A 16,490-nucleotide genomic window follows, 5' to 3' on the forward strand; every position below is an offset into this window, starting at 1 on the left:
CGATGCTTTAGGCCGTCGCCTTAGCCTTCCTGCCCCGGCCCTTGACGGGCGTGGGCGGGGGGGCTTTGCGGCCGAGGCCGATCGCCTTGGCCAGCTGCGAACGCGAGGCTGCGTAGTTGGGGGCGACCATCGGGTAGTCCGACGGCAGGCCCCATTTGGCGCGATAGGCGTCGGGCGTCAGCCCGAAATGAACGCCGATATGGCGCTTCAAGGATTTGAACTTCTTGCCGTCCTCGAGACAGATGATGTAGTCCGGCGTCACCGATTTCTTGGGATTGACGGCAGGCGTCAGCGGCGCGGCGACCGGCACAGCCGGTTGCCCGAGGCCGCCTATGGAAGCGCTGACGCTGGCGATGAGATCGCCGAGGCCGGAAGCCGGCAAGCGGTTCTTCTCGACGTATGCGGAGACGATATGGGCGGTCAGCTCGAGCAGGTCGATGTGTTTGCGAGCGTTGTTGTTGTCGTCGGTCAATCTATCTCTCCGTCCATGGGGGTCGCAGAAATTCCTAGTCGGCAAATCTGCGCAATGCAATGACGCCGCACCACGTCACACATTATTTTGAATAATAATACTAACGGCAGCGCGGGATTAACAACCCTGAGCCGGTGCTCGATAATATCAGACAATCAGCAATATCAAATAATCAGGGATTTGTCGCGCCATAGTCGAAATCCGCCCTCGAAGGCGCGTGTGTTGTCGCCGCGTCTGCAATCGGCGGGCAAGTCGGTGAGTTCGTCGACATTGCCGCCGCCGATGACCACGTAATCCGGCTGCATGGCGGCGCGAAGCCGGTCGACCACGTCGAAGACGTGTTTGCGCCATTTCTTCTTGCCGCGCTTTTGCAGGCCGCGTTCGCCGACATAGTCTTCGAAACTGCCGCGCTTCTTGTAGGGAAGATGGGCAAGCTCCATCGGCTGGGCAACGTTATCAACGATCATCGCGGCCCCCAGGCCGGTGCCGAGGCCAAGGAACAGCATGCGGCCGCCCTCATAACTGCCGATGGCCTGCATGAGCGCATCGTTAACGACCTTGACCGGTTTGCCGAACTCGGCGGCGAAATCGCAGCCGACCCAGCCCTTGCCGAGATTGGCGGGTTCGGTCAGCGGCCGGTTGTGGTGCACCGGGCCCGGATAGCCCATCGAGACGACATCGTAGTGCAGCCCTTCGGCGAGCGTCTTCACCGCCGCGACCATCTGCTGCGGCGTAAGCTCCGGTCCGGAAGCGGTCTTGCGCTCGTCGCCGCCGGCGCTGGTGCGGATCTTGACGTGCGAGCCGCCGATATCGATCGCAAGCACGATCTTTTCTTCCTCCGATGCCGGTTGCTTCACCGCCTTGGCCATCGCTTTCGCCTCCCAGAAATCATTTCGCTGGATTGATCCAGCCGTTCGGCGGCCCGAATCCAGCCATGGCTTCGGCCGGCCCCCACGTCTTTGGCGCGTAGACAGGGGGCGGCGTGGTGTCGCCGAGCACCGGGCCGACGATGCGCCAGGCGAGCTCGCTGGCGTCCTGGCGGGTGAACAGCTGGCCGTTGCCGTTCATGGCGTCGCCGATCAACCGCTCGTAAGGCGGCATGTCGCCCTTCGAATCGTCGAGCGCGGTGAGCTCGACCTGCTCACCGACCATGTCATCGCCGGGTGCCTTGCGCCGGGCGCCGATCGAGATCGCCACCTGCGGATCGATGCGGAAGCGCACGTGATTGCAGTCGCCGGGCTTGATCGGATCGAAGACGTCGAGCGGCGGCCGCTTCAGCCGCACGATGACCTCGGTGGCGTGCACCGGCAGGGATTTGCCGGCGCGAATGAAGAACGGCACATCCTGCCAGCGCCAGGTATCGACGAAAAAGCGCACCGCCGCGAAGGTCTCGACCGGCGAGTTCGGCGCCACGCCCGGCTCGTTGAGATAGCCGTCGAACTGGCCGCGCACCACATCGTCCCTGGTCAGCGTCCGGATCGCCCGCAGGACCTGCACCTTCTCGTCGATGAGATCGTCGGCCGAGCGGCCGACCGGCGGTTCCATGGCGAGCAGCAAGAGGATGTTGAGCAGATGGTTTTCGATGACGTCGCGAATGCAGCCGACCTCGTCATAGAAGCGGCCGCGGCCCTCGACGCCGAAATCCTCGGCCATGGTGATCTGCACGCTCTCGACGTAATTGCGGTTCCAGATCGGCTCGAGGAAGGAATTGGCGAAGCGGAAATAGAGCAGGTTCTGGATCGCCTCCTTGCCGAGATAATGGTCGATGCGGAAGATCGACTTCTCGTCGAAGACCAGATGCAGCACCCGGTTCAGCCAGCGCGCCGATTGCAGATCGTGGCCAAACGGCTTTTCCACCATCAGGCGCGCGCCCTGGGCGGCGCCCGACTGCTCCAGCCCCTGGACGACCACCTCGAACATCGCCGGCGGCACCGCCAGATAGTGCAGCGGCCGCTCAGCGCTGCCGAGCGCGGTCTTCAGCTTCTCGAAGGTCGCAGGCGCCCGATAGTCGCCGCTGACATAGCGCAGCAGCGATGCAAGCCTGGCAAAGATCTTGTCGTCGATGCTGCCCAAGGCGTTGACGATGCCGTCGCGGGCGCGCGCCTGCAGCTTGGCGAGGTCCCAGGGGTCGAAGGCGACGCCGATCACCGGCTCGTTCAGCGTTCCCTTGGCCACCATGGCGTAAAGGGCGGGGAAGATCTTCTTGTGGGCGAGATCGCCGGTGGCGCCGAAAAGCACCAGCGTGTCCGATCGTTCCTGGCTCATGGGCGTGCCTCCCTGTCGCCCGTCACGAGCCGGCCTTGGGCTTTTCGACATGGCCGCCAAAGGCATAGCGCATGGCGGACAGAAGCTTGTCGGCGAATTCGGATTCGCCTTGCGAGGAGAACCTGTCGAACAGCGCCGAGGACAGCACCGGCGCCGGCACGCCGGTGTCGATCGCCGCCTTCAGCGTCCAGCGGCCTTCGCCGGAATCCGAGACCCGCCCGCCGAACTGCGTCAGCGACGAATCGGCCTTCAATACGCCGGCCGTCAGGTCGAGCAGCCACGAGCCGATGACGCTGCCGTGCCGCCAGACCTCGGCCACTTCAGCGATGTCGATGTCGAACTGGTAATATTGCGGGTTTTCCAGCGGGCTGGTTTCGGCATCGGCGGTGCGCTGCCGTTTGCCGGCATTCGCCGACTTCAGGATGTTCATGCCTTCGGCATAGGCGGCCATAACGCCATATTCGATACCGTTATGGACCATCTTGACGAAATGGCCGGCGCCGCTTGGTCCGCAGTGGAGATAGCCGAAGGGAGCGGTTCCGGCATCCTTGGCAGGGGCGGGCGAAGCGGCGTCGGCGCCCGGCGCCAGCGTTGCGAAGACCGGATCGAGATGCTGGACCGCGCTGTCGGGGCCGCCGATCATCAGGCAGTAGCCGCGCTCGAGGCCCCAGACGCCGCCGCTGGTGCCGACATCGACATAGCTCAAGCCTTTCAAGGCGAGGCGCGCGGCGTGGTCGACGGCCTCGTGATAATAGGAATTGCCGCCGTCGATGATGATGTCGCCCGGCTCCATCAGGGCAGCCACCTGGTCGACGATCTTGCCGGTGATCGCCGCCGGCAGCATCAGCCAGGCGCTGCGCGGCTTCGCCAGCTTGCCGACGAACTCCTCCATCGAGGCGGCTCCGACCGCGCCGGCGCTCACAAGCGCGGCGACGCTCGCCGAGTTGATGTCGTAGACGACGCATTCGTGGCCATCGCGCAGCAGGCGCCGAACCATGTTGGCGCCCATCCGGCCCAGTCCCATCATTCCTATCTGCATGGTCTCGTCCTGCCTTACTTGAGGGATCGATGATCTAGTGGCGCTGTGATTGAAGCATGATCTTTTCCGAAAACCGGTCTCCACTTTGCGGGATCATGCTCTATCCGGTATCGCCGATGCCGACAGAAAAGTCAGCATTCTCCCAATGGCCGCTATCGGGCCAGAAGAAAGTGAAGACAATGCTATTGCCCGGGCTATTGCCCGGAGCAATCTCGGCAACCTGCAATTCCGCAAGATGGATGCCGAAAGCATTCGCGGTGGTCTCGGTGTCATGGACGGTTGCCCAATTGTCGCTGCTCCAATGAACCACCGCCCGGGCCAGAAGTTCGATGCGCAGCGCCTTGCCTGGCGGGATGGTACGGATCTTGTGGTTGAAGCGCCATGCCCTGAAGCGCGACACCGTCCTGCCCTCGATATAGCGCTTGACGCCTTGCGGCGGCATGTCGAACACCGTGCCGTCGCGCAGCGACCGCAGCAACTTGATGTGCTCGGAATGCGCCCAGACCAGCGGCTTGGCGCTGCCGGAGGGCCCGCCATGCCGCAATTCGCGCTCCGGCATGTCGGGACCGTCCCAGACCTGCTCCGGTAGCAGGCCGCCCGATCCGGCAGAGTTCTCGAACGTCCTGAGCAGGCTTGCCGCACTATCCCTGCGGCCTGCCGCCAGCTCGTAATGAGCGCGCTCGCCGACCAGCAGCGGCCAGGGCCGGCCCCGGCCGGTTCCATCGAAGGGCGCGCCGTCGGCATGCTCGCCATAGCCATCGCCATTGTAGCGGTACCAGAGCGGGCCCTGCGGCAGTTCGCAGCGCAATTGCGCGTCGATGACCTTGACCGTGTCGAGGATGCGCGGATCGTCGGCTGCCCGCAAGCCGAAGCGGACCAGCGCCAGCGCATCGGGGCTGACGATCGCCTTGGCCGGCCGGTCCGTATCCGCCGGCGGGCGGTTCTTGATCGGGACGTAGCCGTCTTTCGGCGATGCCGCGCCGGCTTTGTCGGGCGGCGCAATGCGGACATAGTGGCCCTCGACGCCGGCTTCATCGCCTGAGGAGCTACCGGCGACGTAGGTCCAGCGTTCGATCTGATCGTTCCAGACATCGGCGGTTTCGCGCAGATAGTTTGCCGGCTCTGTTTTGCCGGCGGCATCGAAGATGTCCGCAGCCGCTAGCAATGCGGCGATCTCGACGGCAAGCGTGAACGGGCTGTAGCCGGCGTCTTCCTCCCAGCGGTCCTCGCCGGTGACCGGACCGTTGCGCACGACATAGGCGGCAGCGCGCTCGATCATCGGCATGAAGGAGGAGAGTGCGGCAGGCGGCAAATGGCCGGCGCGGCGCAGTGCGTCGGCAAGCAGCAGCGGGAAGGCGCATTCGTCCATCTGGATGCCCGGCCAATAGGCCGATCCGTCGAGCCAGGCGTTCTGCGGCCAACGGCCGTCCGGCTCCTGGATCGCGCGCAGATAGCCAAGGATGCGCAAGGCTTCCGCCGGGTCGCCGGCGGCGAGGAAGCCGCCGGCGGTTTCGACCAGATCGCGCGGCCAGACCAGGTGATAGCCGCCGAGGTCGTCGTCGCCCTTGTTGAAGCCCCACGGGATCGACAGGCTGGCGACGGCTGCTCCGGCAGACGACCGATGTGTCGCCAGCACCGCCGTGCTGAGGCGGTAGGGATTGAGGCCGGACGCCGCGTGCCGGTCCAGCGGCAGCAGGCCGGCCTGCCATTTGCGCCATTTTTCGATGTAGGATCTGGCCGCGGGCTCAAAACCTTGCCTCAGGCTGGCGAAAGCAGTTTCCGCCGCCTGTTGCGGCGTCGCGCCGAAGCCCAGTGCCAGCAATATTTTTGGGTTCGCAGCCGAAAAGGCGATCTCGCCGGTCAGCGCGACATTGCCGTCCTCGGCCCTGCGGCAGGCCGGATCGAGCCGGCCGCCTTGACGAAGCTGCTGCCAGCCGTCGGAGACGCCGACATAGCCGGCCGAGCACACCTTCCACGGCAGCGACGAGGCGAGCGCCAGGCAGGTGCCGCGTCCCGATGCAAACAGGACAGGCTGTCCTTCATGGTCGTCGATCCAGGCGGTGTTGCCCATGCCGGCGTTGACGAGGTGCGGTGCCAGCAGCGCGTAGACGCGGTAGTCGGCGGCCGCGCCTTTGAGCGGCGTGAACATAATCTCCTGCAGCAAGACGGGACGTTCCGGATCCGTCAGGATGCGCTTTTCGATCCTGTAGGTTCCATCGCTTGCGGTGTTGACCAGCCGGTAGGCAGGCACCCCGTCCGCCAGGGGTTCGATACTGTGTTCGGCGTCGCGTTTTTCTTCCGAGAAATAGCCGTCGGGTCCGGTGACGATCAGCCCCAGATCGCGGGTGCAGGCGCTGTCGAGGCGCGGGTAGTAGATCTCGTTGAGGATACCGTGGCTGATGGTGAACCAGATCGGGCAGGCCGGCGAGAGCGCGGTGCCGACGCCGCTCTTGGCGCTCGAGGTCCAGCGCGCCGGAATGCCGGGTGCACCCGGAGCAAGGTTCGTCGCCATTCAATCGGTCTCCAGTGCCATCCCTAGACCAGGAGTCGAACCGGTTTCAATGATTGCACCGCAAGTTGATCGCCGGCCATGGATTGCTGTTGACAGCTTGCCGCCTATCTGCATTTGTCTGATAATAGATAAAAAACAAGATTGTGAGCGTATCAGCCAATACCCACCAGCCAGCCATTAACCACCAGTAAGACAGCAACTCACGGGAGGAGTATGACATGAGGAAAATATTCGTTTTGGGGGCTCTTGCGGCGATGCTCGCCGCAGGTACAGCGCTTGCCGACACCAGCGGCAAGAAAATCGCCTTCTCCAACAATTACGCCGGCAATTCCTGGCGGCAGGCGATGCTGGACAGCTACGCCATCGTTACCAAGAAGGCGGTTGCCGACAAGGTGGTCGGCGCCGCGGACGTCTTCACGACGGCCGACAAGGAAGTGCCGACGCAAGCAGCCCAGGTGCAGAACCTGATCCTGCAGGGCTATGACGCGATCGTCATCAACGCGGCGTCTCCGGATGCGCTCAACGGCGCCATCAAGCAGGCCTGCGACGCCGGCATCGTCGTCGTCTCCTTCGACGGCATCGTCACCGAACCCTGCGCCTACCGCGTCGTTGTCGACTTCAAGGACATGGGCAAGCAGGAGGTCGAGCAGATGGCCAAGTTCCAGCCCAAGGGCGGCAACCTGCTGGAAATCCGCGGCCTCGCCGGCACCTCGATCGACGATGCCATCCATGCCGGCATCCTCGAAGGCGTCGCTGCCCATCCCGAGTTCAAGATCGTCGGCTCGGTGACCGGCGACTGGGACCAGACCACGGCACAGAAAGCCGTAGCGACGATCCTGCCTTCGCTGCCGGATGTTGTCGGGGTCGTCGACCAGGGCGGTGACGGCTACGGCGCGGCGCAGGCTTTCGCCGCCGCCGGCAAGCCACGCCCGACCATCATCATGGGCAATCGCCAGGACGAGTTGCAGTGGTGGAAGGAGCAGAAGGAAAAGGACGGTTACAAGACCTGGTCGGCATCGATCGCACCGGGCGTATCGACGCTTGCCTTCTGGGTGGCGCAGCAGGTGCTCGACGGCCGCACCGACGTGCCGCACGACCTGCTGGTGCCCTATCTTGCCTTCACCCAGGACGATTTCGAGGCCGCGCTGCCGAAGATTCCGAAGGGCGGCGTCGCCAGCCACGAATACACGCAGGAAGACGCCGTCGCGGCGATCAAGGCCAACATCAAGTGAGCATGGCACTATTGTTGCCGCCACGGATAACCGGGTATCGTTGAGGGATGCCCGAGGCCAATGCAGACATCATCATGCCGGACGGCGCCGAAAAGCTTTTCGGCGCCGTCAGTTTGGACATCATAAGACTGGACGGAGCCGAAAAACATTTCGGCGCCGTCAGGGCGCTCGCCGGTGTCGATTTCAGCGTTCGTGCCGGAGAATGTGTCGGTCTCGTCGGCCATAACGGCGCCGGAAAATCGACGCTCATGCATATGGTGGCGGGCACGCTTGCCCCCGACAGCGGGCAGATCGCGGTCCGCGGCGGTGTCGAGGCAAGTTATTCGGTGCCGCGCGCGCAGCAGCTCGGCATACGCTGTGTGTTCCAGGAGCTGTCGCTCTGCCCGAACCTCAGCGTCGCCGAGAACACGCGGATCAACCACGCGTCGCTGCATGGCTTCGGCTGGCGGCGCAAGGCGGCCGATCTGATCGCCGCCAAGCTCGACGAGATCTTCCCCGGCCACAGCATCTCGGCATCCGACATCGTCGGTGATCTTTCCATCACCAGCCGGCAGATGGTGGAGGTGGCGCGCGCCTTCACGGTCACGCAGGAGCCGCTCGAGCTGGTTATCCTCGACGAGCCGACATCCTCGCTCGACGCGCATACCGCCGGCCAGCTGCTGGCGTTCGTGCGCCGCTTCATCGCCGCCGGCAAGAGCTGCATCCTGATCTCGCATGTGTTGGGCGAAGTGCTCGGAAATGCCGACCGCATCGTGGTGATGCGCGACGGCAAGGTGGTCGCCGCCGGGCAGGCCGACGCCTTCGACCGCGACAGCCTGGTGACGGCGATGGGCGGAGCGGAGGCGCGCGAGAAGACCGCCGCAGAAATTGCGAGCGGCAAGCCGGAGCCCGGCCCGCTGCGGGTCCGGGCGCGCCCGGCGCGACAGCAGGACGGCAACGAGCTCGTCGCCCGTGCCGGTGAGATCATCGGCCTTGCCGGACTTGCCGGGCATGGGCAGACCGATCTTTTGCTGGCTATCTTTGCTGCGGCTTCCCGTGCCAAGACCGGCATCGAGGTCACCGCGCCGGTGGCGCTGGTTGCCGGCGACCGCCAGTCGGACGGGATTTTTCCGCAATGGTCGATTGCCGAGAACATTGGCATCCGTTCGCTGGCGCGATTGCGCAACGGCCTCTTGATCTCGCCGCAGCGCGAAGCCGAGCTCGCGGAGTTGTGGCAGCGGAAAATCGGCATCCGTACGCCCGACATGAACAACAACATCTTCTCGCTGTCCGGCGGCAACCAGCAGAAGGCGCTGTTCGCGCGGGCGCTCGGCTCCGACGCCAAGATCGTGCTGATGGACGATCCGATGCGCGGCGTCGACATCGGCACCAAGCTCGAAGTCTACGACCTGGTGCGCGAAGAGGCTCGCCATGGCCGCACCTTCCTCTGGTACACCACCGAAACCGAAGAGCTCGACAATTGCGACCACATCTATGTGTTCAAGAACGGCCGGATCGTCGCCAATCTTCGTCGCGACGAACTGACGGAGGAAAAGATCATCCAGTCCTCGTTCGGCGATGCGGCCTGAGATGACAGCGGTATCCGTCGAGAATGGGCTAAAATCTTCGGCTCGCGCCACGAGGCGGGCGCGCATGCTGCGCAGCCTGCTGCCGGCACTGTCGCTGGCGCTGGTGCTCATCGCCATCGCCTGGCTCAACCCGCGCGCCATCAGCTATTTCGGTTTCAGCCTGATGCTCAATCTGGCGATCCCGATCGCTCTGGCGACGATCGCGCAGATGTTCGTCATCGCCGGCAACGAGCTCGATCTGTCGATTGGCACCTTTGTCGGCTTCGTCGGCTGCGTGACGGCGACATGGCTGAAGGACGCGCCGCTGCTCGGCGTCGTCATCCTGCTCGGGTCGATCGGCGTCTACGCGCTGCTCGGCGCGCTGATCCATCTGCGCAACCTGCCCTCTATCGTGGTGACGCTCGGCATGAGTTTTGTCTGGCAGGGCATGGCCATCCTCATCCTGCCCAAGCCCGGCGGCAAGGCGCCGGACTGGCTGCTGGCGCTGATGGCCTTCAAGCCACCCTTCATTCCGTTCCCGATCATCGCGGCATTGCTGATCGCAGCCGTCGTCCACTTTGGCCTGATGCGCACCTCCTACGGCGTCATCCTGCGTGGATCGGGCGGCAATTCAGCCGCACTCAAGCGCGCCGGCTGGTCGCTGCTGCGCACCAAGATCGCGCTGTTTGCGCTGACCGGCCTGTTCGGCGTTTTGTCCGGCATGGCGCTGATCGGCATCACCACCTCGGCCGATGCCAATATCGGCAATGGCTATACGCTGCTTTCGATCGCCGGCGTCATCCTCGGCGGCGGTGAGTTCGTCGGCGGCCGGGTGTCGCCGATCGGCGCCGTCATCGGCGCGCTGACGCTGGCGCTGGCGGCATCGCCCCTCTTGACGTTCATGCACATTCCGCCCGACTGGCAGGTCGCCGCCAATGGCGCCATCCTGATCATCGTGCTGGCGGCGCGGGTGCTGATCAGCCGCAGGGAGAGGTGAGCATGGCATCGCTGCGGACACTGCTTGCCAGACCCTGGATCTGGTCGTTCTTCGGGGCGCTGCTGGTGTGGCTGGCGACCATCGCCTTCACCGGCGGCTATGGCGGCGGCGGCATGATCACGGCGGCGCTGTCGCTCGCCGTCTTCACGGTCATCGTCGGCGTCGGGCAGATGTTCGTCATCACGCTCGGGCCGGGCAATGTCGACCTGTCGCTGCCGGCCAATATCGGCCTTGCCAGCGCCGTCGCCATGAAGGTCATGGACGGCAATGATGCGATGATCGCGGTCGGCCTGCTGGCAGCGCTTGCCTGCGGCATGGCGATCGGCGCCGTCAACTATCTGCTGATCTGGGCGCTGCGCATTCCGCCGATCATCGCGACGCTGTCGGCCAGCTTCGTCATCCAGTCGGTCGATATCAGCTATGGGCGGGGCCTGCAGATCAAGCCGCCGCCGGGCTTTGCCGATTTCACCAACTGGCAGATCTTCGGCATCCCGGTGCTGGCGATCCTCACCGTGCTGTTCACCATCGGCGCCGGCATCGTTTTGCAGCGCATGATCTACGGACGCTCGGTGCTGGCGATCGGCCAAAACATCCGCGCTGCCTGGCTGGCCGGCGTCAATGTCGGCCGCACCCGCTTCCTCACCTACACGCTGTCGGGCGCGCTCGGCGGCCTCGACGGCGCACTGCTCGCCGGCTATTTCCGCGGCGCCAATGTCGATATCGGCAATGAGTATCTGCTGGCCTCGATCGCGGTCGTCGTCATCGGCGGCACGTCGGTGGCGGGCGGCAAGGCCAATGTGCCGGGGGTCTGGGGCGCGGCGCTGTTCCTGGTGCTGCTGTTGACCATGCTCAACACATTCGGCGTCAGCGTCGGCGTCCGCCTGGTGCTGACAGGGCTGATCATCGTCGGCGTCATCACCGCCGCCGGTGGGCAGAAGGCGCTGCGCTAAGGCAAGGCCACCCGGCGGCGAGGGGATATCGATCCGGCCCGCAAAACACGTGGTTCCCATCCGCATGCCAGCGCTGTAAATCCCGTCGCGCTATTGGCCAACATCATTGCGTGAGGTTTGCGTGTCCGATTTCGTCAGCACTACAAGGCACGGCAACGTCGCGGTGGTGAGCATCGACAATCCGCCGGTCAACGCGCTGAGCTTCCATGTGCGCGAGCCGCTGATGCAGGCGCTCGTTTCCCTGCGCGACGAGCCGTCGGTCCGAGCAATCGTGATAGCATGTGCCGGGCGGACCTTCGTCGCCGGCGCCGACATCACCGAATTCGGCAAGCCGGCGCGGCAACCGGACCTGGGCGCCCTAGTCGCCATGCTGGAAACCATCGCCAAGCCGACGGTCGCGGCCATTCACGGCACTGCGCTCGGCGGCGGCCTGGAACTGGCGCTCGGCTGCCATTTCCGTGTTGCCGACCGAACGGCAAGGCTCGGCCTGCCGGAAGTCAAGCTCGGCCTGCTGCCGGGCGGCGGCGGCACGGTTCGCCTGCCGCGCTTGGTTGGTCCGCTGAAGGCACTCAGCATGATCGTTTCGGGAACGCCGATCGGTGCGGCCGAGGCGCTCGCCGCCGGCCTGATGGATGCCGTCTTCGATGGCGACCTGACCGCGCAAGCGGTGAATTTCGCCAACGAAACGGCCGCGAAAGGCGGTCCGTTCACGCCGGTGCGCGACCGCAATGATCGCCTCGACCAGGCCGACTTGCCGGCGTTCGACAAGGAAGCGGCAGTGCTTGCCGGCAAAGCACGCGGCCTCGAGGCGCCGATCGCCTGTGCGCAGTCGATCCGCAACGCCCTGACGCTGCCCTTCGACGAAGCGCTGGCGGCGGAGCGCGACCTGTTCGTCAAGCTTGTCGCCGGGGACCAATCACGCGCGCAGCGGCATTTGTTCTTCGCTGAACGTGAGGCGGCAAAGATTGCCGGCAAGGACGTCGTCAGGCGCAAGATCGCCCGGGTCGGCGTCATCGGCGCCGGCACGATGGGCGGCGGCATCGCCATGGCGTTCGCCAACGGCGGCGTCCCCGTGACCTTGCTGGAAGCGACACACGAGGCCTTGCAGCGCGGGCTGGCGACGATCAACAAGAATTATGCCGTTTCCGTCATCCGCGGCTCGCTGAGCGAAGACGCCAAGCGCCAACGGCTTGGGTTGTTCAAGGGTTCCACCGACTATGCCGATCTTGCCGATTGCGACCTGATCGTCGAGGCCGTGTTCGAGGAGATGGCGGTCAAGAAGGATGTCTTCGGCAGGCTCGATGCCGTGGCCAAACCGGGCGCGATCCTCGCCACCAACACCTCCTATCTCGACGTCAACGAAATCTCCGCTTCGACGTCGCGGCCGCAAGATATCCTCGGCATGCATTTCTTTTCGCCGGCTAACGTCATGAAGCTTTTGGAAATCGTCCGCGCCGACAAGACTTCGCCCGACGTGCTGGCGACCATCGTCGATCTGGCACGGCGGATCGGCAAGGTGCCGGTCGTTGTCGGCGTCTGCCACGGCTTCGTCGGCAACCGCATGCTGGCGGCGCGCGGTGCGGAGCTGGAGACGCTTCTGCTGGAAGGCGCAATGCCGCGCCAGGTCGACCAGGTGTTCACCGATTTCGGCTGGCCGATGGGGCCGTTCGAGATGAGCGATCTCGCCGGCCTCGACATAGGCTGGCGCAACCGCAAGGCGCGTGGCCAGACGGCCGTGATCGCCGATGCGTTGTGCGAACAGGGACATTTCGGCCAGAAGACCGGCAGCGGCTTCTATCGCTACGAAGGCGGTTCGCGCACGCCGCTGCCCGATCCCGATGTCGAGGCGCTGATCCGCAACAAGGCTGCCGAGCGCGGTATTGCACCGCGCGCGATCGGCGCCGAGGAGATCATCGAGCGGACGCTCTATCCGATGATCAACGAGGGCGCCAAAATCCTCAAGGAAAAGATTGCCGCCCGCGCCTCCGATATCGACGTCGTCTGGGTCAACGGCTACGGCTTCCCGGTCGGCAAGGGCGGGCCGATGTTCTGGGCGAGCCTCGAAGGCGTGGACAAGATCATCCGGCGGCTGGATCACTGGCACCAGCAGACCGGCAAGGGTGTCTTTCGAGTGGCACCCGGGCTCAGGCAGATGGCCGAAACCGGTTCCTGGGACGGCGCTGCCGGCTGAACTCGGGACTACCGAATCCGTGCGTCCATGATCTCGACAAAACGCGCGAACAGACCCGCCTGCGACTTTATCTTGAGCTTGCGGTAAATGTTGCGGCGATGAACTTTTACGGTTCCCGGCACGATGCGCATCGCCCTGGCAATCGATTCCGTGGAATGGCCCTGAAGCACCAGATCGACAACATGCTGTTCGCGCGGCGTGAGCGAAAGGCTCTTCCAGATGTGAGCACGTTCGAACTCACTGACCGGAGCAATCGCCTCGTCTTGCTTCGTCCCAACCGGTCCGTCAGCCGGAAGGGTAGGCCAGCGCAGCCTGACGAGGCTGATCACCGCAGGCGCCATGTCGCGCAGCAACCTGGCATCGGCGGTTCCGAACGGCCCCGAAGCGCGCAATCGCATTAGCGAGACCACCAGCGCGTCCTTTCCCGGCAGCGGCACGAAAAAGCCGACCTCCTCCGCAAGCCTGGTCTGGCTGTAATAGGAGCGGTAATATTCGCTGGCATAGAAGCGATCCGGCGCCAATTCGCGCATGCGCCAAAAGCCTTCCTTGCGCTCGACTGCCGCATGGTGGAACGGATCGAGCAGATAAGGCCCTTCCTGATAGAGCGCGACGAAGACGTGGCTTTCGGCCGGCGAGAATGTCTCGAACAGCAGCGGCGGGCGTGAGGCGCCGCGATAGCCGAAGATCACGCAATGATCGAAGCTGACATGCTGGCGGAGCCAGGCGACCATCGCCTTGCCGAAAAGCTCGCCGCTCGTCTCCCGCGTCGCTGCGATGAGCGCAGCGAGCCGGCTGTATTCATCGCTGCGTGAAACGCCCAATTCATACCCCTCCAAACGAGAAAATAGACGAAATATACCACCTGGGAGGTATATACTAGCCGCCATTGGCTCTGATAGCGTTTCGAGACCAACTAGCCGCTGGAGCCCGCAGCTTTGACCGCAGTGCCCGACATCGAGTTTCGCGGGGTCACCAAACGCTACGGCAGCGTGATCGCGGTCAGCGGCATCGATCTTGCCATCCCGCCGTCTGCCTTTGTTGCGTTGCTCGGGCCGTCCGGCTGCGGCAAGACAACCTGTTTGCGCATGATCGGCGGCTTCGAACAGCCGAGCGAAGGTGTGGTATTCATCCGTGGCCGCGACATGGCCGGCACGCCGACCTATCGGCGGCCGGTCAACATGGTGTTCCAGCAATATGCGTTGTTTCCGCATCTGGATGTGGCGGACAACGTCGCCTATGGCCTACGCCAGGCGCGGCCGCGCCTGTCGTCGCGGGAGATCAGCCTGAAGGCAGGCGAGGCGCTCGCCATGGTTCGGCTTGCCGGCTATGGACGCCGCAAGATCCATGAGCTTTCCGGCGGCCAGCAGCAGCGTGTCGCCCTGGCGCGCGCGCTGGTCAACAAGCCGGCGGTGCTGCTGCTCGACGAGCCCCTGGCGGCGCTCGACAAGAAGCTGCGCACCGACATGCAGATAGAGCTGCAGAACCTGCAGCGCGAGATCGGCATCACCTTCGTCCTGGTCACCCACGATCAGGAAGAGGCACTGTCGATGAGCGATTTCGTCTGCGTCATGAATGGCGGGCGCATCGTCCAGCTTGGGCAGCCGAGCGAAATCTACGACGAACCCGCCGACCTCTTCGTCGCCGATTTCGTCGGCAAGACCAATCTCTTGAGCGGCAAGGTCGTCGGGCTCTCGGGCAAGCTCGTCGAGGTAGCGCTTGCCGACGGCACCGTCATCGCCGCGCGCAAGCGCACTTCGCTAGCCCAGGGCGAAGCCGTCTCGGTCAGCCTGCGTCCAGAATCCCTAAGTCTCGGCGCGCCCGGAAGCGGCCGGCTGAACGGGCTTGTCCGCAACCGGATCTTTCTCGGTTCCACCGCGGAATATGCAATCGAGGTCCAGGGCATCGGGACACTGCTCGCCAAGGCCGATCATCTGGTTGGCGGTGGAAATCTCTTCAAGCCGGGTGAACCCGTCGCCGTCGGCTTTACAACCGGAACGCCGCTGGCGTTTCCGGAGAATAACGGGACCAACCAGAGGGAAAACAAAAATGTCGAAATCGTATCGTGACGGACTGCCGATAAGCCCTGAAAAATTCGTCGACCAGTTGATGCGCCTCAAGCGCGGTTCCATCGGCCGCCGCGAGTTCCTTGGCCTCACCGGCCTAGGCATCGCAACGGCAGTAATGGCCCGCGAACTCGGCATCATGCCCTCGCCAGCCTTCGCCCAGGAGGGGCTTGGCGACCGCATGTCGATTGCCACCTGGCCCAATTATCACGATCCGGCGACGTTCGAGAATTTCAAGGCCGAAACCGGCGTTGCCGTCGAGGTGAACGTGTTTGGGTCAAACGAGGAGATGCTGGCCAAGCTGCAGGCCGGCGCCTCGGGCTGGAGCCTTTTCGTTCCGACCAACTACACGATCTCGACTTACAAGAAGCTTGGCATCATCGAAGCGCTGGATATGGCCAAGCTTGCCAATTATGACGGCTCGCAAGAAGACCCGCGCTTCACTGGGGAAGGCACCATCGACGGGGTGACCTACGCGGTGCCGAAGAATTGGGGCACCACCGGATTTGCCGTCAACACCAAGAAACTGACCAAGCCGATGACGAGCTGGAAGGAATTCTGGGACACGGCCATGGCGGAGGGCGACGGCCGGACCATGGTTCATGATTACCAGCTGACCACGATCGGCAACGCGCTGAAATATTTCGGCTTCTCGTTCAACTCGCTGAAGCCGGACGAACTCGCCAAGGCGGAGGAATTGCTGCTGAAGGTCAAGCCGCATCTGTTCGCGGTCTCCAGCGACTACCAGCCGTCGATGCGTGCCGGTGACGCCTGGATGACAATGTGCTGGACCAATGACGGGGCGCAGCTCCACCGCGACATCCCCGAAATCGCCTACGTGCTTGGCAAGGAAGGCGGCGAGATCTGGACCGACTTCTACGCAATACCCAAGGATGCGCCGAACAAGCCTGCCGGCTATGCCTTGCTCAACTATTTGATGAACCCGAAAGTCGCCGTCAAGGAGCACCTGGCCAACGGTGCGCCTTCCACCGATGCGCGGGTCAATGCGCTGCTGCCCAAGGAGGTGCTGGACAATCCGATCCTCTATCCGGCGGCGGATCTGCTGAAGCCGCTCGAATTCGGTGCGGCTGCGACGCTAACCGATCCGGGCCGGGCCGAATTGATGGCACGCTTCAAGTCGGCTTGAACCGGGCAGGCCACAGGCTCGATGCAGGCAACTCCCCGGCGGACAGATGTCCGCCGGCACCGGGGCGGTTTTTTC

13 protein-coding genes are annotated in these 16,490 nt (G+C 64.2%); 7 read left to right on the forward strand and 6 right to left on the reverse strand.

Going from position 1 to position 16,490, the window contains the following annotated elements:
* Positions 1–7: 7 nt before the first annotated feature.
* The 5 genes from NKI67_RS28860 to NKI67_RS28880 form a co-directional block, all read right to left on the reverse strand.
* Positions 8–472, reverse strand: coding sequence for a Ros/MucR family transcriptional regulator (locus tag NKI67_RS28860; RefSeq protein WP_023678197.1), 465 nt, complete (start codon positions 470–472; stop codon positions 8–10).
* 164 nt (positions 473–636) lie between these two features.
* Positions 637–1,341, reverse strand: a complete 705-nt coding sequence (locus NKI67_RS28865) for an ROK family protein (RefSeq protein ID WP_352623014.1) — start codon at positions 1,339–1,341, stop codon at positions 637–639.
* Between the two features lie 19 nt (positions 1,342–1,360).
* Complete coding sequence (zwf, locus tag NKI67_RS28870) at positions 1,361–2,737, reverse strand: glucose-6-phosphate dehydrogenase (protein WP_352451309.1); 1,377 nt, start codon at positions 2,735–2,737, stop codon at positions 1,361–1,363.
* Between the two features lie 22 nt (positions 2,738–2,759).
* Positions 2,760–3,776: a phosphogluconate dehydrogenase (NAD(+)-dependent, decarboxylating) gene (gnd, locus tag NKI67_RS28875; protein WP_352648112.1), complete on the reverse strand. Its 1,017-nt coding sequence runs from the start codon at positions 3,774–3,776 to the stop codon at positions 2,760–2,762.
* Positions 3,777–3,876: 100 nt separating this feature from the next.
* Positions 3,877–6,288, reverse strand: a complete 2,412-nt coding sequence (locus NKI67_RS28880) for a glucan 1,4-alpha-glucosidase (protein ID WP_352648115.1) — start codon at positions 6,286–6,288, stop codon at positions 3,877–3,879.
* Positions 6,289–6,506: 218 nt separating this feature from the next.
* On the opposite strand from NKI67_RS28880, the gene NKI67_RS28885 reads away from it, so the two are divergent.
* From NKI67_RS28885 to NKI67_RS28905, 5 genes are all read left to right on the forward strand, one after another.
* A complete protein-coding gene (locus tag NKI67_RS28885) occupies positions 6,507–7,520 on the forward strand; it encodes an ABC transporter substrate-binding protein (protein WP_023678192.1) in 1,014 nt (337 codons plus the stop codon).
* Between the two features lie 74 nt (positions 7,521–7,594).
* Positions 7,595–9,088, forward strand: a complete 1,494-nt coding sequence (locus NKI67_RS28890; protein WP_352456362.1) for a sugar ABC transporter ATP-binding protein — start codon at positions 7,595–7,597, stop codon at positions 9,086–9,088.
* Position 9,089: 1 nt separating this feature from the next.
* Entirely contained in the window at positions 9,090–10,064 is a 975-nt protein-coding gene (locus NKI67_RS28895; RefSeq protein ID WP_023678190.1) for an ABC transporter permease, read from the forward strand.
* 2 nt (positions 10,065–10,066) lie between these two features.
* On the forward strand, positions 10,067–11,014 hold the full coding sequence (locus NKI67_RS28900) for an ABC transporter permease (RefSeq protein WP_352456288.1): 948 nt from the start codon (positions 10,067–10,069) through the stop codon (positions 11,012–11,014).
* 121 nt (positions 11,015–11,135) lie between these two features.
* Complete coding sequence (locus tag NKI67_RS28905; protein WP_352648118.1) at positions 11,136–13,205, forward strand: 3-hydroxyacyl-CoA dehydrogenase NAD-binding domain-containing protein; 2,070 nt, start codon at positions 11,136–11,138, stop codon at positions 13,203–13,205.
* A gap of 8 nt (positions 13,206–13,213) precedes the next feature.
* On the opposite strand, the gene NKI67_RS28910 is transcribed toward NKI67_RS28905, so the two are convergent.
* A complete protein-coding gene (locus NKI67_RS28910) occupies positions 13,214–14,026 on the reverse strand; it encodes a helix-turn-helix domain-containing protein (protein WP_292657193.1) in 813 nt (270 codons plus the stop codon).
* Positions 14,027–14,140: 114 nt separating this feature from the next.
* On the opposite strand from NKI67_RS28910, the gene NKI67_RS28915 reads away from it, so the two are divergent.
* Positions 14,141–15,271 carry an ABC transporter ATP-binding protein gene (locus NKI67_RS28915; protein ID WP_352648120.1) on the forward strand — a complete coding sequence of 377 codons (1,131 nt, stop codon included), beginning with the start codon at positions 14,141–14,143 and terminating at the stop codon, positions 15,269–15,271.
* On the forward strand, positions 15,252–16,415 hold the full coding sequence (locus NKI67_RS28920) for an ABC transporter substrate-binding protein (RefSeq protein WP_352470751.1): 1,164 nt from the start codon (positions 15,252–15,254) through the stop codon (positions 16,413–16,415). The genes NKI67_RS28915 and NKI67_RS28920 overlap by 20 nt, the downstream gene beginning before the upstream one ends.
* Positions 16,416–16,490: the final 75 nt, after the last annotated feature.

The sequence above is a fragment of the Mesorhizobium sp. M0408 genome, from assembly GCF_040321495.1.
Taxonomy (GTDB): Bacteria; Pseudomonadota; Alphaproteobacteria; order Rhizobiales; family Rhizobiaceae; genus Mesorhizobium.